Origin of the sequence: Curtobacterium sp. MCLR17_039, from assembly GCF_003234745.1 — a bacterium.
Taxonomy (GTDB): Bacteria; Actinomycetota; Actinomycetes; order Actinomycetales; family Microbacteriaceae; genus Curtobacterium; species Curtobacterium flaccumfaciens.
Genome location: NZ_QKTF01000002.1, coordinates 128,574 through 149,623 on the forward strand (window position 1 = coordinate 128,574; position 21,050 = coordinate 149,623).

General features: G+C 71.2%; 18 protein-coding genes. 7 read left to right on the forward strand and 11 right to left on the reverse strand.

All coding sequences use genetic code 11. The annotated features are described in order from the left end of the window. Positions 1 to 83 precede the first annotated feature (83 nt). The gene (locus DEJ00_RS02585; RefSeq protein ID WP_111056337.1) at positions 84 to 617 is read right to left on the reverse strand and encodes a hypothetical protein; all 534 of its coding nucleotides are present in this window, start codon (positions 615 to 617) and stop codon (positions 84 to 86) included. Between the two features lie 114 nt (positions 618 to 731). On the opposite strand from DEJ00_RS02585, the gene DEJ00_RS02590 reads away from it, so the two are divergent. Further along, the gene (locus DEJ00_RS02590) at positions 732 to 1,172 is read left to right on the forward strand and encodes a GNAT family N-acetyltransferase (RefSeq protein ID WP_027465835.1); all 441 of its coding nucleotides are present in this window, start codon (positions 732 to 734) and stop codon (positions 1,170 to 1,172) included. A gap of 76 nt (positions 1,173 to 1,248) precedes the next feature. Here DEJ00_RS02590 and DEJ00_RS02595 read toward each other — a convergent pair whose 3' ends face one another. Then, a complete protein-coding gene (locus tag DEJ00_RS02595) occupies positions 1,249 to 4,995 on the reverse strand; it encodes a multifunctional oxoglutarate decarboxylase/oxoglutarate dehydrogenase thiamine pyrophosphate-binding subunit/dihydrolipoyllysine-residue succinyltransferase subunit (RefSeq protein WP_181440068.1) in 3,747 nt (1,248 codons plus the stop codon). A 177-nt stretch (positions 4,996 to 5,172) separates the two neighbouring features. Here DEJ00_RS02595 and DEJ00_RS02600 point away from each other — a divergent pair, with 177 nt between their 5' ends. Then, positions 5,173 to 6,612 carry a GuaB1 family IMP dehydrogenase-related protein gene (locus DEJ00_RS02600; RefSeq protein WP_071406349.1) on the forward strand — a complete coding sequence of 480 codons (1,440 nt, stop codon included), beginning with the start codon at positions 5,173 to 5,175 and terminating at the stop codon, positions 6,610 to 6,612. Positions 6,613 to 6,708: 96 nt separating this feature from the next. Here the strand turns inward: DEJ00_RS02600 and DEJ00_RS02605 are convergent, their stop codons facing one another. The 4 genes from DEJ00_RS02605 to DEJ00_RS02620 all read right to left on the reverse strand — a co-directional run bounded on the left by DEJ00_RS02605 (position 6,709) and on the right by DEJ00_RS02620 (position 11,006). Further along, on the reverse strand, positions 6,709 to 7,746 hold the full coding sequence (locus DEJ00_RS02605) for a hemolysin family protein (RefSeq protein ID WP_027465832.1): 1,038 nt from the start codon (positions 7,744 to 7,746) through the stop codon (positions 6,709 to 6,711). After that, the gene (locus tag DEJ00_RS02610) at positions 7,743 to 9,125 is read right to left on the reverse strand and encodes a hemolysin family protein (RefSeq protein ID WP_027465831.1); all 1,383 of its coding nucleotides are present in this window, start codon (positions 9,123 to 9,125) and stop codon (positions 7,743 to 7,745) included. Before DEJ00_RS02610 ends, DEJ00_RS02605 begins: the two co-directional genes overlap by 4 nt. 156 nt (positions 9,126 to 9,281) lie before the next feature. Continuing rightward, positions 9,282 to 10,364, reverse strand: a complete 1,083-nt coding sequence (locus DEJ00_RS02615) for an NADH:flavin oxidoreductase/NADH oxidase (RefSeq protein ID WP_111056338.1) — start codon at positions 10,362 to 10,364, stop codon at positions 9,282 to 9,284. Positions 10,365 to 10,373: 9 nt separating this feature from the next. Continuing rightward, positions 10,374 to 11,006: an HAD family phosphatase gene (locus DEJ00_RS02620; protein WP_027465829.1), complete on the reverse strand. Its 633-nt coding sequence runs from the start codon at positions 11,004 to 11,006 to the stop codon at positions 10,374 to 10,376. A 24-nt stretch (positions 11,007 to 11,030) separates the two neighbouring features. Between DEJ00_RS02620 and DEJ00_RS02625 the strand changes: the two genes are divergently transcribed. Then, positions 11,031 to 11,891 (forward strand): ADP/ATP-dependent (S)-NAD(P)H-hydrate dehydratase, encoded by an 861-nt coding sequence (locus DEJ00_RS02625; RefSeq protein WP_111056339.1) that lies wholly within the window; start codon positions 11,031 to 11,033, stop codon positions 11,889 to 11,891. Between the two features lie 287 nt (positions 11,892 to 12,178). Here the strand turns inward: DEJ00_RS02625 and DEJ00_RS02630 are convergent, their stop codons facing one another. Then, positions 12,179 to 12,889 (reverse strand): YceI family protein, encoded by a 711-nt coding sequence (locus DEJ00_RS02630; RefSeq protein WP_111056340.1) that lies wholly within the window; start codon positions 12,887 to 12,889, stop codon positions 12,179 to 12,181. Positions 12,890 to 12,972: 83 nt separating this feature from the next. Between DEJ00_RS02630 and DEJ00_RS02635 the strand changes: the two genes are divergently transcribed. From DEJ00_RS02635 to DEJ00_RS02650, 4 genes are all read left to right on the forward strand, one after another. Beyond that, positions 12,973 to 14,277, forward strand: coding sequence for a glycosyltransferase 87 family protein (locus DEJ00_RS02635; protein ID WP_111056341.1), 1,305 nt, complete (start codon positions 12,973 to 12,975; stop codon positions 14,275 to 14,277). Beyond that, positions 14,274 to 14,582, forward strand: a complete 309-nt coding sequence (locus DEJ00_RS02640; RefSeq protein WP_111056342.1) for a thiamine-binding protein — start codon at positions 14,274 to 14,276, stop codon at positions 14,580 to 14,582. Before DEJ00_RS02635 ends, DEJ00_RS02640 begins: the two co-directional genes overlap by 4 nt. A gap of 114 nt (positions 14,583 to 14,696) precedes the next feature. Further along, complete coding sequence (locus tag DEJ00_RS02645) at positions 14,697 to 14,876, forward strand: hypothetical protein (protein WP_111056343.1); 180 nt, start codon at positions 14,697 to 14,699, stop codon at positions 14,874 to 14,876. 124 nt (positions 14,877 to 15,000) lie between these two features. Beyond that, the gene (locus tag DEJ00_RS02650) at positions 15,001 to 16,266 is read left to right on the forward strand and encodes an MFS transporter (RefSeq protein ID WP_071404571.1); all 1,266 of its coding nucleotides are present in this window, start codon (positions 15,001 to 15,003) and stop codon (positions 16,264 to 16,266) included. A gap of 176 nt (positions 16,267 to 16,442) precedes the next feature. Here DEJ00_RS02650 and DEJ00_RS02655 read toward each other — a convergent pair whose 3' ends face one another. The 4 genes from DEJ00_RS02655 to DEJ00_RS02670 form a co-directional block, all read right to left on the reverse strand. After that, positions 16,443 to 17,114, reverse strand: a complete 672-nt coding sequence (locus DEJ00_RS02655; protein WP_017888182.1) for a response regulator transcription factor — start codon at positions 17,112 to 17,114, stop codon at positions 16,443 to 16,445. A gap of 87 nt (positions 17,115 to 17,201) precedes the next feature. Further along, a complete protein-coding gene (locus tag DEJ00_RS02660; RefSeq protein WP_111056344.1) occupies positions 17,202 to 18,524 on the reverse strand; it encodes a hypothetical protein in 1,323 nt (440 codons plus the stop codon). After that, a complete protein-coding gene (locus DEJ00_RS02665; protein WP_111056345.1) occupies positions 18,521 to 19,678 on the reverse strand; it encodes an ATP-binding protein in 1,158 nt (385 codons plus the stop codon). The genes DEJ00_RS02660 and DEJ00_RS02665 overlap by 4 nt, the downstream gene beginning before the upstream one ends. A 133-nt stretch (positions 19,679 to 19,811) precedes the next feature. Then, positions 19,812 to 21,014 (reverse strand): homoserine O-acetyltransferase, encoded by a 1,203-nt coding sequence (locus DEJ00_RS02670; protein ID WP_111056346.1) that lies wholly within the window; start codon positions 21,012 to 21,014, stop codon positions 19,812 to 19,814. Positions 21,015 to 21,050: the final 36 nt, after the last annotated feature.

The window sequence follows — 21,050 nt, forward strand, 5'->3', positions numbered from 1 at the left end:
GGGTCGGGTGGGACGGATCGGGATGGGGGCGGGGATCAGTCGGTCTGCGCTTCCCACACGAACGTGGTGCCGGCCTCGGACGACTACACGGTGTTCGGCGCATCCTCGCCCAGGTCGTAGCTGAAGCGGTAGGTCGTGCTCGCCGTGCCCGTCGCCGGCTTCCACGCGTCGACGCCGGTGCCGAAGGACTCGGACGCCATGAGGTCGGCGAGGGTCCCGTCGTGCACGGTCGTCCCCGTGGTGAAGGTGCTGCAGTCCCCAGCGGTACCCAGGGCGCCGCGCTCGACCTTCATGCCGACGTACTGCGCCAGTTCGTCGGCGTCGGCCGCGTCCGCGGCGTAGAGCTTCACGGTCGAGGCGTTGGTGGTGTTCGCCGTCACCGTGATGCAGTTCGAGCCGTCGGACCCGGGCACCAGGTCGTCGACGTCGAACATCGCGACGCCCTGGTCGTCGTCGGTGAGGGAGACGGCACCGGTACGCCAGCTGTTCGCGGCGTTGTCGGTGCTGCTCGAGAAGGCGGCGTACGAGGCCGTGGCGATGAGTGCGCCGCTGGCGACGACGGCGAGCGGGAAGGCGATCCAGGCGGCGGTGCGGCCGTGGCGGGAGGTGGTGTGCATGGCTGTCCTGTCGGTCGGTTCACCCGGCGGGTGATATGACAGCAGCGTATATGAATATCAGTTGTTATGGAACCCCGTCGCAACACGACCGACGGCCCGGGTAGGTTGGCCGACATGACCCTCTCCGTCGAGTCGACCACCACCTGGTCCGACACGGACGTCGCCGACGTCGCCGCCCTCGTCCGCCTGCTCGGTCACGACGTCGACGACGCGTCGATGCGCGCCCGCCTCGACCGGCTCACCCCCGAAGCCGGGCACCGCACCTGGGTGGTCCGGGGGGACGACGGACGGGTCGTCGCCGTCGCCGGCGCACAGGTCACGTGGGCGTACGCCAGCGACGAGCCGACGGCGCAGCTGCTGTTGCTGGTGGTCGACGACACGGCCAGGAGGCTCGGCACCGGTTCGGCGCTCATCGGCACGTTCGAAGCGTGGGCGGTCGAGCAGGGCGCGCGTCGCCTCAGTGCCGTCAGCGCGGCCGCGACGGACAGCGCGCACCGCTTCTACCAGAAGCGCGGGTACCACGACGCCGGGGTGCGGTACACGAAGATCGCGTAGCGCCGCCTTCCCCGCGAACGTCGAAGCGCCCCGTGCCGGAGTCCCTCGGACTCCCGCACGGGGCGCTTCCTGGTGGCTAGGCCGACGCGCTCAACGCGGTGTTGATGACCTCGGCGGCCTCTTGCGCGGAGCGCTTCGAGGAACCCGTGGCCGGTGCGGCACTCGCCGAGCGGGCCGCCACGGACAACGGTCGGCCGCCCAGGTGCGGCGACAGGTTCATGCAGACGAACGGCCAGGCACCCTGGTTCTCCGGTTCCTCCTGCGCCCACACGACGTCGGCGTCCGGGTAGCCCGCCAGGACCTCGAGCAGGCGGTCGAGGGGGAGCGGGGCGAGCTGCTCGAGCCGGACGAGAGCGACGTCGGTGATGCCGCGCTTGTCGACCTCGGCACGCAGGTCGTGGTGCACCTTGCCGGAGTGCAGCACGACGCGGCGCACGGCACCCTTGTCGGTGATCCGAGCGTCGTCCAGCACGGGCTCGAACGTTCCCGTCGTGAAGTCCTCGACCGCGCTCGTCGCCTGACGGAGCCGGAGCATCGCCTTCGGGGAGAACACGACGAGCGGCTTCTGCGGCCGGGCCCACGCCTGACGGCGGAGCAGGTGGAAGTACGACGCCGGGGTCGACGGGCGCGCGACGATCATGTTGTCCTCGGCGCACAGCTGCAGGTAGCGCTCGATGCGTGCCGACGAGTGGTCCGGCCCCTGGCCCTCGTACCCGTGCGGCAGCAGCAGGACGAGGCCGGAGCGCTGCCCCCACTTCTGCTCGGCGGACGAGATGAACTCGTCGATGACGATCTGGGCGCCGTTCGCGAAGTCGCCGAACTGTGCCTCCCAGAGCACGAGGGACTCGGGGCGCTCCACCGAGTAGCCGTACTCGAACGCCATCGCCGCGTACTCGCTCAGCAGGGAGTCGTACACGTAGAACCGGGCCTGGTCCTCGGTGAGGTTCGACAGCGGCAGCCATTCCTGGCCGTTCACCCGGTCGTGGAACACCGACTGGCGCTGGACGAACGTGCCGCGTCGGGCGTCCTGTCCGGCGAGGCGGACGGGCTTGCCCTCGACCAGGATCGACCCGATCGCCATGAGCTCGGCCATCGCCCAGTCGATGCCGCCGTTGCGCGTCATCTCGGTCCGCTTGGTCAGCAGCTGCTGCAGCTTCGGGTGGATGGAGAACCCGGCGGGCGGGTTGCTGTGCGCGTCACCGATCGCCCGGACGAGCTCTTCGGACACGGCGGTCTCGTGCACCTCGACCTCGGAGTCGTCGCGCTGCGCGGCCGGGCGTTCGAGCCCCTGCACCGCACCGTCGTCGTCGACGTCGATGACCGGGATGGTGCCGGTCTGTGCCTCGTGCGTCTCGGCGAAGGCGCGTTCCAGGCGGTCCTGGAAGTCGCGGTGCGCCTCGTCGTACTCCTCTTGCGTGATGTCACCGCGGCCGACGAGGGCCTCGGTGTACAGCGTGCGGACGGAGCGCTTCGCCTCGATGAGGTTGTACATCAGGGGCTGCGTCATCGAGGGGTCGTCGCCCTCGTTGTGCCCACGACGGCGGTAGCAGATCAGGTCGATCACGACGTCGCGGTGGAACTCCTCGCGGTACGCGAAGGCGAGTTCGGCGACCCGGGCGACGGCCTCGGGGTCGTCACCGTTCACGTGGAAGATCGGCGCCTGGATCGTCTTCGCGACGTCGGTGGAGTACACCGAGCTGCGCGCCGACTCGGGCGGGGTGGTGAACCCGACCTGGTTGTTGATGACGAGGTGGACCGTGCCACCGGTGCGGTAGCCGCGGAGCTGCGACATCTGCAGCGTCTCGACGACCACACCCTGACCGGCCATCGCCGCGTCGCCGTGCACGAGCACGGGGAGCACACCGAAGCTGCCGGGGGCCTCGCGGTCCTGCTTGGCGCGGACGATGCCCTCGAGCACGCCGTCGACGGCTTCGAGGTGGGACGGGTTCGCGGCGATCGTCACCGGGATGCTCGAGCCGTCGGACGTGCGGAACACGCCCTCGGTGCCGACGTGGTACTTCACGTCGCCGGATCCCTGACCGGACACCGTGCCCGGCAGCGAGGACCCCTCGAACTCACGGAAGATCTGCCCGTAGGTCTTGCCGGCGATGTTCGTCAGCACGTTCAGGCGGCCGCGGTGGGCCATGCCGATCGCGACCTCGGCCAGTCCGGCTCCGGCGGCGTGCTGGATGAGGGTGTCGAGGAAGGCGATGGTGGACTCGCCGCCCTCGAGCGAGAAGCGCTTCTGGCCGACGTACTTGGTCTGCAGGAAGGTCTCGAACGCCTCGGCCTCGTTGAGCTTGCCGAGGACGCGGAGCTGCTCTTCCTTCGAGGGCTTCGAGTACGGCACCTCGATGCGCTCCTGCACCCAGCGACGCTGTTCCGGGTCCTGGATGTGCATGTACTCGATGCCGACCGTGCGGCAGTAGGCGTCGCGCAGGATCCCGAGGACGTCGCGCAGCGGTGCCGAAGTGGTGCCGGCGAGCCCACCGGTGACGAACTCGCGGTCGAGGTCCCAGAAGGTCAGCCCGTGGCTCTCGATCTCGAGGTCGGGGTGCGTGCGCTGGCGGTACTCGAGCGGGTCGATGTCGGCCATCAGGTGCCCACGGACGCGGAAGCTGTTGATGAGCTCCTGCACGCGGGCGGTCTTGTTCACCCGGTGCGCCAGGTCGACGTTGATGTCGTTCGCCCACTGGATCGGCTTGTAGGGGATCCGGAGCGCGGCGAAGATGCCGTCGTAGAAGCCGTGCTCGCCGATGAGGCGCTCGTGCACGTGCTTGAGGTACTCACCCGAACCGGCGCCCTGGATGACGCGGTGGTCGTAGGTGCTCGTCAGGGTGATGGTCTTGCCGATGCCGAGCTCGACCAGGGTCTTCGACGCCGAGCCCTGGAACTGCGCCGGGTACTCGAGGGCACCGGCGCCGATGATCGAGCCCTGCCCCTTCGTCAGACGCGGGACCGAGTGCACGGTGCCGATGCCACCCGGGTTGGTGAGCGAGATCGTCGTGCCCTGGAAGTCCGCCGGGGTGAGCTTGTTTTCACGGGCCCGCTTGACGAGGTCTTCGTAGGCGGAGAGGAACTGCCCGAACGTCAGGGTCTCGGCGCGCTTGATGCTCGGCACCAGGAGCGAGCGGGTGCCGTCCTTCTTCGGGACGTCGATCGCGATGCCGAGGTTGACGTGCGCCGGGGCGACGACGAACGGCTTGCCGTCGCGCTCCTCGTAGAAGACGTTCTGGCTCGGGAAGTCCTTGATCGCCTGCACCATCGCCCACCCGATCAGGTGAGTGAAGGAGATCTTGCCGCCGCGGGCGCGTCGCAGGTGGTTGTTGATGACGATCCGGTTGTCGATCATCAGCTTCGCCGGGATGGTCCGGACGCTCGTGGCGGTCGGGACCGTCAGCGAGGCGTCCATGTTCGACGCCAGCGTCTTGGCCATGCCCCGGAGCGGGGTCGCCACGTCCTCGTGGGTCTCCTCGTGGTCGTCGGCGGCGTCGTTCGCCTCGGCCGGGATCGGCTGCGGTGCCGGCTGGCGCGAGGTGGTCTTCGCCTGGATCGGACCCGACTTCGCCTCGCCGGGGGTGTCCCCGGTGGCCGGCTGCTGCGTCGAGGACTGCTGCTGCGTCGGCGCCTGCGGTGCGGGGGACCCCGCCGGAGCCGGAGCGTCACCGACCTGCGTGCGGTGGTAGCTCTCGAGGACCGGCCACCAGGACTTGTCGACCGACTCCTTGTCCGCGACGAACTGCTCGTAGAGCTCGTCGACGAGCCACTCGTTCGCCCCGAATTCGCCCGCGGTCTCGTCCGTTCCGGTCAGATGGCTCGACACAGCCGATCGCCCACTCTCCGTCGATAGATGCTCGTGTGTGTCGTGCGGAGCAACCCTGCGCCGCACAGGTGCCAAGCCTAGCCGCTCCGACATGTCCGTTCCGTGTCAGCCGCGGCGCGAGTCGGCAGCCCCCGAGCACCCGGTCGGGGCCCTGACGGGAGCCGTACAGTGGAGCGCATGAGGTTCTACGAGACGCGGCCGACGCACGACCTGACCTACTCCGACGTCTTCCTCGTCCCGAGCCGTTCCGGCGTGACGAGCCGCTTCGACGTCGACCTCGCGGCGAACGACGGCAGCGGTGCCACGATCCCGATCGTCAGCGCCAACATGAACTCCGTCACCGGCCCCCGGCTCGCCGCCACCCTGGCCCGCCGCGGCGGTCTGGGCGTGCTGCCGCAGGACATGCACCTGCAGGACCTCGACGCCGCGATCCGCTGGGTGAAGGACCAGCCGGTCGACTTCGACACCGCCTACGACATGGGCGCGCAGACCACCGTCGCCGAGGCCCTCGAGCAGCTCCTGCCGGTGGCCGGCCGTGGTGTGGTCGTCCGCGACGCCGACGGGGAGTACCTGGGCTGCGTGCCCGCGACACGCCTCGGCACCGCCGGCCCCGACGCCGTCCTCGGTGACCTGCTGCACGGCGCCTCGACCGCGATCGACGCCGAGGACGCCGGCACGCCCCGGCACGTGTACGACGTGCTCGCGGCCGCCGAGGTCGACTTCGCGCCGGTGATGCGGCACGGCCGGGTCGTCGGCACCACGAGCCAGACGAGCGCGATCCGCTCCGACATCTACACGCCCGCCGTCGACGGTTCCGGCCGGCTCCGGGTCGCCGCGGCGCTCGGCATCAACGGCGACGTCGCCGCCAAGGCGAAGGCGCTGGCAGCCGCGGGCGTGGACGTCCTGGTCCTCGACACCGCGCACGGACACCAGGACGGCATGCTCCGCGCACTCCGCACGGTCGCGTCCCTGCAGCTCGGCATCCCGCTCGTCGCCGGCAACGTCGTCACCGCCGACGCCGTCGCGCACCTGGTCGGGGCGGGAGCGGACATCATCAAGGTCGGCGTCGGCCCTGGTGCCATGTGCACCACCCGCATGATGACGGCCGTCGGTCGTCCGCAGTTCTCCGCCGTGCTCGAGACCGCGGCGGCGGCCCGCTCGCTCGGCGCGCACGTCTGGGCGGACGGCGGGGTGCGCTACCCGCGCGACGTCGCCCTCGCGCTGGCAGCCGGGGCGTCCGCCGTGATGATCGGCTCGTGGTTCGCCGGCACGCTCGAGGCCCCGGGCGTCCTGCGTCGCGACGCCGCCGGCAAGGCGTACAAGGAGAGCTGGGGCATGGCCTCGGCCAAGGCCGTGCGTGAGCGGTTCGAGCGGCTCGACCCGTACGAGCGAGCCCGCAAGGCGCTCTTCGCCGAGGGGATCTCGTCGTCGACGATCTACCTCGACCCGGAGCGTCCGAGCGTCGAGGACCTGCTCGACATGATCACCACCGGCGTCCGCAGCTCCGCCACCTACGCGGGCGCGTCGTCCCTCGCCGAGTTCTCCGAGCGAGCTCTGGTCGGCATCCAGTCCGCCGCCGGGTACGAGGAGGGCAAGCCCCTGCCCGTCAGCTGGTAGCGCGGACGGGGCGCGCGTCGCCCTGGTCGCGACCACGAACGGACGGGAGGCCCGTGGCGGTGTCGCCACGGGCCTCCCGTCCGTCTGCCGGTGCGTCTACCGGCGTCGGGTCGCGTCCTCGACCTCGCCCACCAGTTCTTCGAGGATGTCCTCGAGGAACAGCACACCGATCGTGCGGCCGTCCGCGTCGAAGGCGCGGGCCACGTGGCGGCCCGCGGCCCGCATGGTCGCGAGCGCGTCCTCGAGGTCCATCTCGGTGTAGAGCGAGATGAGCTGGCGGATGCGCTTCGGCGGCACCGGGTCGTCGAACTCGTCCGGCCGCAGGTCGATGACGTCCTTCACGTGCACGTAGCCGGTGGGGGAGCCGTCCTCGCCGACGAGCACGTAGCGGGAGAACCCGCGCTGCGCCACGGCGTGCTCGACGTCGGCCGGGGTGGCGTCGTCGGGCAGGGTGACCAGCTCGGCCATCGGCACGGCGACGTCACGGACCTTCTTCTCGGTGAACTCGAACGCCAGGGCGAGCTTGCCGTCGTCGGTCAGGGTGCCCTCGCGGCGGGACTGCTCCACGATGGTCTGCACCTCTTCCACCGTGAAGGCGCTCACCGCTTCGTCCTTGGGCTCGACGCGGAACAGCCGCAGCACGGCGTTCGCGACCTCGTTCAGGCCGACGATGACCCAGTGCAGGCCGTGACCGATGTACCAGAGCGTCGGCACGAGCAGCAGTGCGGCGCGGTCCGGCATCGAGAACGAGATGTTCTTCGGCACCATCTCGCCGAACACCACGTGCAGGAACGACACGAGCAGCAGCGTGAACACGAAGGCCACGGTGCCGATCACCTCGGCGCTCCAGCCGGTCAGGTGCAGCGGGACCTCGAGCAGGTGGTGGATCGCCGGCTCGGACACGTTCAGGATGAGCAGCGAGCAGACCGTGATGCCGAGCTGGGTCGTCGCGAGCATGCGGGTGGCGTGCTCCATCGCCCACAGCGTCATCTGCGCGGCCTTCGAGCCCTCTTCGGCGCGGGGCTCGATCTGCGAGCGACGTGCGGAGATGACCGCGAACTCCGCCGCGACGAAGTACGCGTTGCCCATCAACAGGACGACGAGCCAGAAGATGCCCCACCAATCGGAGCTCATCGGGTGCTGCCCTTCGTCGTGGTGGTCGGGGTGCTCTTGGTGGACGGGATGATGATCGCGGTCGCCGCCGTGTCGGTCGACGGCCGCGTCGGGGTCCAGCGGATGCGGTCGATCCGACGGCCGTCCAGCCGCTCGACGCGGAACACGCCGCCGTCCAGGGGCACCTCGTCGCCGACGACGGGCAGACGGCCCAGCGTCGACATGACGAACCCGCCGACGGTCTCGTACGGGCCCTCCTCGGGCACCTTGACGCCGGCGCGGTCCTCGAGCTCGTCGGGACGCAGCAGACCGGGGAAGGTCAGCCAGTCACGGGAGCGGACCACGTCGATGCGGGCGCGGTCGTGCTCGTCGGAGACCTCGCCGACGATCTCCTCGATCAGGTCCTCGAGCGTGACGACCCCGGCGGTGCCGCCGTACTCGTCGACGACGATGACCATCTGGTAGCCGCGGCCGCGGACCTCGGCGAGCAGGGTGTCGCCGGGCATGGTCTCCGGCACGCGTTCGGCGTCGGTCATGAGTGCCCCGACGGGGACCTCCGGACGCTTCTCGCGCGGCACGGCGACGGCCTGCTTGACGTGCACGATGCCGACGACGTCGTCCGCGTCCTCCTCGATGACGGGGAAGCGGCTGAAGCCGGTCTTGCGGGCGAGGGCGATGACGTCCTCGGCGGACTCGGACACGCGGATGGTGGAGAGCCTCGGGCGCGGGGTCATCACGTCGCTGGCGCTCAGCTCGGAGAACGAGATGGTGCGCTCGAGGAGCGTCGCGGTGTCCTGTTCGAGCGAGCCCTCGGAGGCCGAGCGGCGCAGCAGCGAGGTGAGTTCCTCGGCGCTGCGCGCACCGGAGAGTTCCTCCTGCGGCTCGATGCCCAGCGACCGGAGCACGGCGTTCGCGGTGCCGTTCAGCAGCGCGACGGCGGGCTTGAAGACCGTCGTGAACGCGATCTGCAGCGGGACCACGAGCCTGGCGGTCTGCAGGGGCAGCGCGAGCGCGAAGTTCTTCGGCACCAGTTCGCCGAGGATCATCGACAGCAGGGTCGCGATGACGAGCGCCACGATCGAGCCGACGGTCTCGACGATGCCCTCTGGCAGGTTCATCGCCAGGAACGGCGCCTCGAGCAGCTTCGCGATCGAGGGTTCGAGCAGGTAGCCGGTCAGCAGCGTGGTCAGCGTGATGCCGAGCTGTGCGCTGGACAGGTGCGTCGAGGTGACCTTCAGCGCGCCGATGACCGGTGCGAGGCCGGCTTCACCGCGGTCGCGCCGCGCTTCGACGTCGGCGCGGTCGAGGTTGACCAGCGCGAACTCGGACGCGACGAAGACACCCGTGCCGAGGGTCAGCAGGATGCCGCCGATCAGCATGACGATGTCGATCGGACTCATGATTCACCCCCGTTCGCGCACAGGGATGACGTGCAGCTCACCGAGTGAGCGGCGGATGAGTGAGGCGAAGAACTATTCGGGGGATCGTCCACAGTGCTGCCAATCGTACTGCCTGCGCGGTCGCTGAACCGTGAATCCGTACAGAACCGACCGCGCCTAGGCCGTGATCCGCGCGCGGTGGTACTGCTGCGGCTCGTAGTCGACCGGCACGCGGAGTTCGACGGCGGCACGGAGCGCGAACGACGGGTCGCGGAGCATCTCGCGACCGATCATCACGACGTCGGCCAGGCCGGTCGCGACGATCTGCTCGGCCTGGAACGCCTCGGAGATCATGCCCACGGCGATCGTCGGGATGCCGGCGTCGCGCTTGATCGCCGCGGCGTGCGGCACCTGGTAGCCGGGGCCGACCGGGATCGGCGCGCTCGCGACGTTGCCGCCGGTGGACACGTCGGCCAGGTCGGCACCGTGCTCAGCGGCCCAGCGGGCGACCACGGTGGTCTCGTCGAGCGTGAGCCCGCCGTCGACCCAGTCGGTGGCCGAGAACCGGACGACGATCGGGAAGCCCTCGCCGACTTCGGCGCGCACGGCGTCGACGACCTCGAGCAGCGCGCGGGCACGGTTCTCGAGCGAGCCGCCGTACTGGTCGGTGCGCTGGTTGCTCAGCGGCGAGAGGAACTGGTGCAGCAGGTAGCCGTGGGCCGCGTGGATCTCGACCAGGTCGAACCCGGCCTCCACCGCGCGGCGGGCGGACTGCGCGAAGGCGAGGGCGACGACGCGGATGTCCTCGACCGCGAGCTCGCGCGGGACGTCGTAGCCGTCGAAGGCCACGGCCGACGGAGCGACCGTGGTCCAGCCGCCCTGGTCGGCGGGGACGGTGCCGTGTGTGGTGTCCCAGGGGCGGTAGGTCGACGCCTTGCGACCGGCGTGCGCCAGCTGGATGCCCGCCGCGGCGCCCTGCTCGTGCAGGAAGTCGACGATCGGCTTGAACGAGTCGCGCTGCTGGTCGTTCCACAGCCCGAGGTCCTGCGGGGTGATCCGTCCCTCGGGCACGACACCCGTCGCCTCGACCACGACCGCGCCGGCGCCGCCCTTGGCGAACCCGCCCAGGTGCACGAGGTGCCACGGCGTCGGGACGCCGTCCTGCTGGTCCACCGAGTACTGGCACATCGGGGAGACCCAGATGCGGTTGCGGACGGTCAGGTCACGGACGGTGATCGGGTCGAACAGGGCGTGCGTCACGCGGGCTCCTCAGAGGACGGGTGCCGGCGCCTCGGCCAGTTCCGTCAGGAACGACCGCAGCGACGCCGGCGACGTGTAGTGGTGGCCGACCGCCCCGATCGCTTCCGCACCGGTGGCGTTCTCGGCCCTGTTGTCCACGAACACCATCTGACCCGGGTCGATTCCCAAGCGCGCACAGGTGTCGCGGTAGATGGATGCCGCGGGCTTCAGGACGTGCTCCTCGGCGCTCACCACGACGGTCTCGAACAGCGAGCCCATCGGGGAGCGGCGGTACGGGTCACCGAAGTCGAAGCCCGCGTTCGAGAGCAGGGCCAAACGGGTGCCGGCGTCGTGCAGCTCCTCGACGATCTCGAGGGTCTCCGGCTCGACCTCGAACCACCCGGTGAAGTCGATCGCCCAGAACCGGTGGATCTCCGAGATGCTCCAGGTCCGTCCGGTCCGTTCCGCGATCGCACGCCAGTACGCCACGACGGACAGGTCGCCGCGGTCCAGGTCGTGCCGGAGCTCCTGGTACACCGGGAACAGCTCGTCCGCCGGGACCCCGGTGGCGGCCACGAGGGCGTCCCGCGAGGCGTGTGGCGTCCGGCTGATCACCTCGCCGTAGTCGAAGACCACCACGCGACCAGGCAGGAACAGGCTCATGCGCTCCACCGTAACGTGGGACCGGTGAACGACTTCGTGCCCGTCCGACCGTCCGATGCCGCCGCGTGGGTCACCGCGCCGACGGGGGAGTCCACCAAGTACCGCCGCGGGGTGCTCGGCGTCGCCACCGGGTCCGACCAGTACCCCGGCGCCGCGGTGCTCGGGGTCGATGCCGCCGTGCACACCGGGGTCGGCATGGTCCGGTACGTCGGACCGTCACGCGCCACCGACCACGTGCTCACCCGCCGCCCCGAGGTCGTGTCCGGCGTCGGCCGCGTGCAGGCCTGGCTCGTCGGCTCCGGGGTCTCGGCGCCGTCGCTCGGTGACCTGGACGAGACGACGGCGTCTGGCTTCTCGCACGCCTCCGACGACGGCGTCCCGGTCGTCGTCGACGCCGGGGCGATCCCGCTCGTCGACCTCGGGCCGCTCGCCGTGCTCACCCCGCACGCCGGTGAGCTCGCTTCGTTCCTGGGGGCCGATCGCGCCGAGATCGAGCAGGACCCGGCCGCCGCGGCGCTCCGTGCGGCCGAGCAGACCGGCAGCGTCGTGCTGCTCAAGGGGGAGCGGACCCACGTGGTCACCCCGGACGGGTCGGTGCGGCTCGTGGCTGCGTCCGCGACGCCGTGGCTCGCGGCGGCCGGCGCCGGGGACGTGCTGGGCGGCGTGCTCGGAGCGCTCGTCGCCGCGCGGCAGGGCTCCGTCGAAGCGGCCGGGTCGTCGCTCACCCCGTCGGACCTCGCCCACCTGGCCGCGTCGGCCGCGGTGGTGCACGGACTCGCGGCGCGGCGGGCGTCCGGCGGCGGACCGTTCCCGATGACGACGCTCATCGCCGAGCTGCCGGGGGTCGTGCGGGACCTGGTCGTCGACGGGGACGCGCGCGGGTAGTCGTCGGTGTGGAACGACGGTGTCGACGTCGTACGACATCGACTTCGTCGTTCGTTGCAGGCGCTGACTGTTGCGGGTGCGCGGGAGCGACAGCGTCGAGGTCGTACGACATCGGCTTCGTCGTTCGTTGCGGGCGCGGGGTGACGACAGTGTCGGTGTCGTACGACGTCGGTGGTGTCGCTTGTTGTCGACGCGAGCGTGGGACGGACGGGAGGCCCGTGGCGGCGTCGCCACGGGCCTCCCGTCCGATTGCGGGCACGTCACGGGCGCGACGCGCGTCGCGGACGTCAGCTCGCGGGCGTCGCGTGCACCAGGAACTCGACGGAACCGGCGTCGTCGACCTTGACGAACCCCAGGCTCGGGGCCGGCACGCCGTAGTCCGAGAAGGTGATCGGGACCGAACCGGAGATGTCGACGCCGTCGCCGTTCAGGCCGACCTGCAGCTTCGCGGTGACGTCCTTCGTGACGCCGTGCAGGGTGAGCTTCCCCGGAGCCGACACGGTCGTCGTGTCGGAACCGCTCGGGACCGCGTCGGCGATCGGCGCGGTGAGTTCGAAGGTGGCCTCGGGGAAGGCCGACGCGTCCATCGCGGAGTCGCGGAAGTAGGCGTCGCGCTGGTCGGAGTCGGTGGCGATGTCGGCGACCTGCACCGTGATCTTCGCGGCGGTGATGCTCGTGCCGTCGACGGTCGCGGTGCCGGCGACGCTGTCGGTGCGGCCGGTGACGGTGACGTCGGAGCCGTTCAGGACCTCGTGGACGCGGTACCCGGCCTCGGAATCGCCGCCGACCGTCCACTCGCCGGACAGGTCCGTGCCGTCGAGGGTGGAGGCCTCGCGGGTGGCGGCGACGGACGGCGCGGCCGAGGCCTTCGCGTTCTCGGTGCTCGTGTAGACGTTCGTGAAGACCACCGCACCCACGACGCCGAGGACGACGACGGCGGCGATGACGGAGATCCAGATGACGGCCTTGCGGCGCTTGCGCGGGGTGTCGGAGGTCACGAGCTGAACGGTGACACGTCATGCTCGGGAGAGCCTGAGATCGTGACGGCGATCGCCCCCGGTCCGGCCGCTACGCTCGTCCGGTGCAGAGGACCTCGACCCGGTGGCTCGAACTCGCCGGCTTCGTCCTGGCGTTCGTCGCCGTGCACGGGTTCCTGTGGTGGCTGACCCTCGTGTCGGCGAACCTGCCGCTCGGTGACGTGACCATCACCTACAGCCGCTGGATCGAGACCGGGCGGACCGCGGACTTCTGGGTCGGCGTCGACGGCGCCTGGGTGTACCCGATCCTGGCGATCGTGCCGATGGCGGCCGCGGCGCTCGGGGGAGTCGAGTCCATCGGCACCGGCTGGCTGCTGCTGATGGTGTTGCTCGACGCCGTGGCGTGCGCGTTCCTGTGGCGGTTCCGGGCCCGCGTCGGGTCGTCCGACCGCTTCGGCGTGCGGGTCGTCTGGTGGTGGCTGCTGTTCCTGCTCGCGCTCGGGCCGATCGCGCTCGGTCGGATCGACACCGTCGCGACGGTGTTCGCGCTGGTGGGCGTGGCGTTCGTCGCCTCGAGGCCGGCTGTCGCCTCCGCGCTCTTCACCGCCGGCGCGTGGACGAAGGTGTGGCCCGCGGCGCTCGTCGCGGTGCTGCTGCTCCTGCGTCGCGGACACCGCCGGGGTGTGCTCGCCGGAGCCCTGGTGCTGAGCGCCCTGATCGTGCTCGTCGACGTGCTGTGGGGCGGTGCGCCGTACCTGCTGTCCTTCGTCGGTGAGCAGACCGGTCGTGCCCTGCAGATCGAGTCGCCGCTCGCAACACCCTTCATGTGGGCCGCGGCGTTCGGCGTCCCCGGAGCGGCGGTCTTCTACGACCAGGAGATCCTGACCTTCGAGGTGTCCGGTGCCGGCACGTCGGTCGCCGCCGCGGTGTCGACGCCGCTGATGGCCGTCGTCGTGGTGGCCGGGGTCGTGCTCGCGCTCTGGGCCGCACACCGCGGTGCCCGTCGGGCCGAGCTCGCACCGGTCCTCGCGCTCCTGTTCGTGGCGGCGCTCATCGCGACGAACAAGGTCGGGTCGCCGCAGTACATCGGCTGGCTCGCGGTGCCGATCGTGTGGGGGCTCGCGGCGGGCACCCCGAGTGCGCGTCGGTTCGTGCCCATCGCGGTGCTCGCGCTGCCGATGGCCCTGCTCACGCAGGTGATCTACCCGGGCTACTACGACCAGTTGCTCGGCGTGCAGCCGTGGATCCTCGTGGTGCTCACGGTGCGGAACGTGCTCGAGGTGGCGATCCTGGTGTGGAGCGTCGTCGTGCTGGTGCGGATGGGGCGTCGCGCGGGGTCCGGACGGGTGTCGGCGCGCTCGTCGCCGTCCGTGCACGACCAGCCCGAGCCGGGCAGGATGGACGCATGATCGTCGCCTTCTCCGTCGCTCCGTCCGGTGGTCCCGCTGCAACGTCCGACGGGTCCGTGCACGACGCCGTCGCGGCCGCCGTGCGCGTGGTGCGCGAGAGCGGGTTGTCGAACCGCACCTCGTCGATGTTCACCGAGGTCGAGGGCGAGTGGGACGAGGTCATGGACGTCGTCAGGCGCGCCACCGAGGCCGTCGGTGCGTACGGCACGCGGGTGTCGCTCGTGCTCAAGGCCGACATCCGCCCCGGGCACACCGGCGAGATCGACGGCAAGCTCGAACGGCTCGAGGCCGCGCTCGGCGAGTAGCCCGCGGCGGCACGGACGACACGCCGGAGCGGTCCCTCGGATGTCGGTGGCCGGGTGTCTCATGGTCTGCATCGAGCCACATCGGGTGGCCTGCGAGACGATGAGGAGCGCGTGATGATGCACGACGGCTGGTGCCCCGACTGCGACCTGCGAACGGTCGTCATCGACACGGACGAACACGGCGACAACGCCTGGGCGACCTGCGCGGAGTGCGGCACCGGATGGGTGCACCGCGACGAGCTGCCCGAGCAGACCTCGGCACGGACCCGCACGCCGGAGCGCCAGGCGGCCTGAACTCCGGCGGGCTTTCGCTGGTCCGTTGGAGCGGTCTACACTCGACGGACCAGGACATCACGGCCGCCCCGTCCGGTGGGGTGCTGCACCGTCGTCCCGCTCCGCCCGCACGAGAACAGGCCCCATGTCACAGCTCACGCCTGCGCGTCGCACCCTCGCGCTCATCTCGCTCGCCCTCGGCGGCTTCGCCATCGGCTCGACCGAGTTCGTCGCGATGGGCCTGCTGCCGAACATCGCGCAGGCCCTGCTCCCCGAGCAGTACGGCATCGACCCCGACGCCGGGATCGCCCACGCCGGCTGGCTCGTCAGCGCGTACGCCCTCGGGGTCGTCGTCGGTGCGCCGACCATCGCGGCGATGTCCGCCCGGTTCCCGCGCAAGGGCCTGATCCTCGTGCTGCTCGTCGGGTTCGTCGTCGCGACGATCGCGAGCGCGCTGCTGCCCTCGTTCGGTCTGGTGCTCGTCGCCCGCTTCGTCGCGGGTCTGCCGCACGGTGCCTACTTCGGCATCGCGTCGATCGTCGCCGGGGACATGATGGGCCCGGGCAAGCGCGGCAAGGGCATCGCGATGGTGCTGCTCGGCCTGTCGGTCGCGAACGTCGTCGGGGTGCCGGCGATCACGTGGGTCGGACAGGTGGCCGGGTGGCGGGTCGCCTACGGCGTCGTCGCCGCGCTGTTCGCCCTGACGTTCCTGGCCGTCGCGGCCTTCGTGCCGAAGAGCGCCCGCGACGAGCACGCCACGATCGGCCGTGAGCTCCGGGCGTTCCGCGTGCCGCAGGTGTGGATCGTCATGGGCCTCGGCGCCGTCGGGTTCGGCGGGTTCTTCGCGGTGTACTCGTACATCTCGCCGCTCGTGCAGAACGTCACCGGGATGCCCGAGTCGTTCGTGCCGATCGTGCTCGTCGTCGTGGGCATCGGCATGGTCGTCGGCGGGGTGCTCGGCGGACACCTGGCCGACCACAGCGTGAAGCGCACGATCTACGTCGGCATGTTCGCGCTCATCGGCGCCCTGCTCATCACCGTCCTGACGGCGCAGTGGCTCTGGGGCATGTTGCTCGGCGCGTTCCTGCTCGGGGCGACCTCGTCGGCGATCCCGCCGGCGGTGCAGTCGCGCCTGATGGACGTCGCCGGGGATGCCCGCACGATCGCGGCGGCGCTGAACCACTCGGCGTTCAACATCGGCAACTCGATCGGCGCGGCCCTGGGCGGCGCGGTCATCGCCGCCGGCTTCGGGTTCCTCGCACCGGGCTGGCTCGGCATCGGCCTGGCGCTGCTCGGCGTCCTGGTGACGATGGTCAGCTACGCGGTCGAGCGGCGGAGCACCCGTCGTGCCGCGGTCCGCTCCTCGTCACCGTCCACCGGCCCGATCACCGCACCGGTCCCGACGGCCTGACACGCGGGGTGCACGCACGCACGCACCCACCCACCGGACGGGAGGCCCGTGGCGACGCCGCCACGGGCCTCCCGTCCGTCGTGTGGTGCGGCCACCGCACATGGTGAGCAGCAATGGTCGGGTCCCGTGACGGGACCCGACCATTGCTGCTCACGAAGCGCAACGCGCCACGCGCGCTAGAGCCCCAGGGGGCTGCCGTCCTGCACGATGATGCCGTCGGTGATCGCACGCTTCCGGAGCGCCACCTTCGTGCCCACGTCGAAGCCGGCGACGCGGTACTTCTCGCGGATGCGCTTGAGGTAGCTCTTCGCCGTCTCCTCGGAGATGCCGAGCTGGTAGGCGACGCTCTTGACGGGCTCACCACCGCCGTACAGGGCCATCACGCGACGCTCCTGCGCGCTGAGCTTCGGCACACCGCCGACGTCGCCGCTGTTGATGGCGAGGTCGAGCTCGGCCGAGACGTACTGCTCGCCGCGCTGGGCGGAGCGGATCGCCTCGACGATCATGTCGGCGTCCTCGCTCTTGACGAGGTACCCGAGGGCGCCGGCACCGAGGGCCTCGCGCACGACGTTCGGCTCCGAGTACGTGCTCATCACGACGGTCTTGACGCCCGCGGTCTTGAGCGTCGAGATCTTCAGCGACACCGGGATGGAGTCCTTGAGGTCCAGGTCCAGCAGCACCACGTCGACCGGGAACGCCGGGCTCGTCAGGAGCTCGGGCCAGGTCGTGACGGCGGCCACCAGGGTGATGTCGTCGGCCGCGTTCCGGATCCACTCCGTGAGCGCGCCGAGGAGCATCCTGTGGTCGTCGACCAGTGCGAGTCGGATCGGTTCCTCTGGAGTCGCCATGCTGGCGTCCTTTCTCGGTGCGGATTGCTCGGCCGATCCTAGGAGGATCCGGGCCGGAAGTCGGTCAGGCGTGCGGGTGTCCGGCGGCTACATCGACGGATGTCGGTTCACGACGCAGTGCGCGACGATGTGCAGCGCGCCGTCACGGACGGTCTCGGTGTACGGGCCGATGCGCTGCAGGGCACTCCAGGCCGTCGGGCCGAGGCTGCGCCGGGGCACCCCGCGGGACTCGATGACGACGGGCACGTCCATGGTGTCGTCGCTGACCGGATGGCCGTCGGAGCCGATCGGGCCGAGCGTGACGGAGACGACGGGCATGCCGGGCTGGGCGGTGCGGCCGTCGCCGACCATCTGCCAGATGGCCTGCAGCAGCCCGTCGCGCTGGGCGGGGGAGAGGTGCCCCGCCAGGGCCGTCGGGTCGGCGACGCTCACCGAGCGACCGAGGTGGTCGGACTCGGTGATGGCGTGGTACAGCCAGGTCTCGCGACGGCCCTCGATCAGGTGCAGGCGGAGCTCGGTGGCGAGTGACGCGGCGACGGAGCTCGAGGCGTCGGACAACGGCAGCGGGTCGGTGCCGTTCGCGACGGCGTCGAGCAGCTTCTCGGCGGCCAGGTCGAGCCGGGCGAGCTCGTCCGAGGCGAGCATGCCGACGGCGAACTGCGGTGCCTGCACGTTGCTCTGCACGAGCACCCGGTCGAGCTCGCGCTGCACGAGCTGCCGGAACCGCTGCACGACGTACAGCGCGAGCGCCGGTGGCACGACGACGAGCGACAGCAGGGACACGATGCCGGGCATGGTGTCGTTGGTGATCGGCGTCGACGCGACCGCCATGACGATGAACGCGATGCCGAGCACGCCGATGGCGACGGCGACCTCGCGGGCGGGTCGGAGCGTGGCGATCGGCAGCAGCGCGAAGCCCGCGGCCATCGACGCCGTGGCGGTGTGCGCGATGTCGTGCTCGGGCCAGATGCCGATGAAGTCGAGCGTGACGACGCAGGCCAGCACGACGCAGATCAACGCGAAGGCCGGACCCGTCAGTCGTTCGCCGTAGGTCAGGACACTGAGTCCGACCCCGACGGCGGCGACGACGTAGAGCCCCCAGGCGACGGCGGGCAACCACGGGTCGGAGTACTCGTTCCAGCGCACCAGGAAGAACGCGATGCCGGCGACGGCCTCGATCGCGGTGAGGACCGCGGCGCCGAGGCCGAGGTAGCCGGCACCGAGCGAGGCGCCGGGCTTCGCGGCCTGCCGCAGGGACCGGGCACCGGTGGACGTCGACGGGAGCCCTCGGGCCTGGCGACGTTCGCTCGTCCGGTACCGCTCGCGTGCCTCGCGGCGGGTGCGGGGTGCTGGTGGTGCGGTCTCGCCGGGCAGACGGCGGCCGATGGTGTCCTCGGGGACCCGGGTCATCGCGGTGCCTCCAGGACGACGGTGGTGCCGGAGCCCGGCGCGGAGAAGAGCTTCGCGTCGCCGCCGACCTCGCGCAGGCGGTTCACGACGCTCTCCTTGAAGCCGAGTCGCTCGGCACTGACGGTGGTGAGGTCGAAGCCGACGCCGGAGTCGGTGACCATCGCGCGGACGACCTCGTTGTCGTGGACGATCGTGACGTGGGCCTCGCCGACGCCGGCGTGCCGACGGACGTTCTCGAGGCACTCGCCGAGCGCGAGCAGGAACGCGTCGAGCACGTTCGACGGCAGCAGGACCTGCCCGGTGCCGTGCCAGCTGACCTCGAGCCCCATCCGGCCGAAGCGCTGCTTGACCGACTCGAGGGTCTGCCCGAGCGGTGACTCCTCTTCGCGGGTGAGCGAGTAGTCACCGGACTGCGAGGGCTGCGGGGTCGCACCGAGGCGCAGGTGCCGCAGCAGTCGGGCGTCCTCGGCGGCCTGCTCGCGCATCGCCTGCTCGGAGACGCCGACGCCGGAGTGCGCCAGCAGCGTCAGGGTCGCGAGCACGGTGTCGTGCAGCAGGCGGGCACCCTGGCGGCGCTGCGCCTCGGTCTCGCTGGCCTGCCGTTCGGCGCGGTGGGCGGTGCCGATGCTGTAGATGCGGCGGGCGACGCGGGGGATGCTGCGCGAGATCCAGATCGCCACGAAGGCCATCAGGATCCACCCGAGCAGTGCGCCGCTGACCGGGGTCGACAGGAGCGAGCCCGACCCCCACACCATGAGCACCACGACGGCACCGCCCCCGGCGATGGTGATGCCGAGACCGACCGGGTGCCCGCGCTGTGCCATCAGCGGTGCCGAGAGCCCGCCGGCGGCCAGGGGCATGACGGCGCTGGCGACCAGGGGTCTGGCCGAGTCCTCGACGCCGGTGAAGAGCAGCACCATCGTGGCGAGCCCGGCGACGACGATGGCGGCGGTCCACCACACCTCGCCGCCGCGACCGAAGCACACGAGGGCGGTGATCATCGCGGCGATGCAGAGGAGTGCGCCGATGAGGGGCGGCGTGGGCACGGCGGCGGCGGAGAGGATGCCCACGACGCTGACGAGCGCGCAGACGATGCCCACGACACGGGTCGCCGACCGCAGCAAGCGGTCGCGTTCCTGTGCGATGAAGTCCATCGATGTCCTGGTTGGTGACGATCTGGGTGGTGCGGGAAACCGAGCGTCGGTCAGTGCCGGGCTCCACGCCATCATTCCACGCGCGCCACCCGTTGGGGGGTCTTCGGCGCGCCGCGGTGGCGGCAGGGCCCGCTCAGGACTCCAGCAACCGCCGCAGGTGCGCCCCGACCTGCTCGTGCTCGATGAGGAACCCGTCGTGTCCGAACTCGCTCTCGATCACCGCTGCGGTGTCCCCGTCGAGCGCGTCCGGCACGCCCGCGGCGATCCGGTGCTGGTCCTCGACGGGGAACAGCCGGTCGCTCGAGATCCCCACCACCAGGGTCCGTGCGGTCACCAGCCCGAGGGCGGCCGACACCCCGCCGCGACCGGCACCGACGTCGTGCGAGTCCATCGCGTACGTCAGCGTGACGTAGCTCGAGGCGTCGAACCGCCGCGTGAACTTGTTGCCGTGGAAGTCGAGGTAGCTTTCCACCGAGAACCGGCCGTCGTCGCCGAGCGGGGAGACGTCGCTCTGCCAGGACCGCGCAAAGCGGCTGTTCAGCTCGTCCGACGCGCGGTACGTCATGAGCGCCATCCGTCGGGCCAGCGACAGGCCTCGGTGCGGTCCCTCGCCGGCCTCGGCCTCGAAGTAGTCGCCGCCGGCGAACGCCGGGTCCATCTGGATCGCCGCCCGCTGCAGCGAGTTCGCCGCGATCTGGTCCGCGGTGGTCTGCGCCGTCGACGCGAGGACCGCCAGCCGCTGCACGCGCGCGGGGTGCGAGACCGCGAACTCGAGGGCGTGCATGCCGCCCATCGACCCGCCGACGACGGCCGCGAAGGACTCGATGCCGAGCCGGTCGGCGAGCTGCGCCTGCACCTCGACCTGGTCGCGCACCGTCACGAACGGGAACCGTGCGCCCCACTCGGCGCCCGTGGGCGACACCGACGACGGCCCGGTGGTGCCCTGGCAGCCGCCGAGCATGTTCGGCGCGATCACGAACCACCGGTCGGTGTCGATCGCCCGCCCGGGCCCGACGACGTCGCCCCACCAGCCGGCGGTGCGGTGGCCCGGGCCGGGGGCACCCGCGACGTGCGAGTCACCGGTCAGCGCGTGCAGGACGAGCACCGCGTTGTCACGGGCGGCGTTGAGCGTGCCCCACGTCTCGTACGCCACGCGCACGGACGGCAGGCGGCCGCCGCGCACCCATTGCTCGCCGAGGGACTCGAAGTGGCGTGCACCCGGGTGGTCACCGGGACGCCAGGCACCGGTCACGGGCGGCTTGCCGAGGGTGCCGAGCTCGGTGCCGGGCACCAGGGTGGACGGCACGGAGTCCTCGGGGGTCGTCTGCCAGTCCATCGTGCGTCCAGTCTGCCGGGAGGCGCGGGTCGCCGC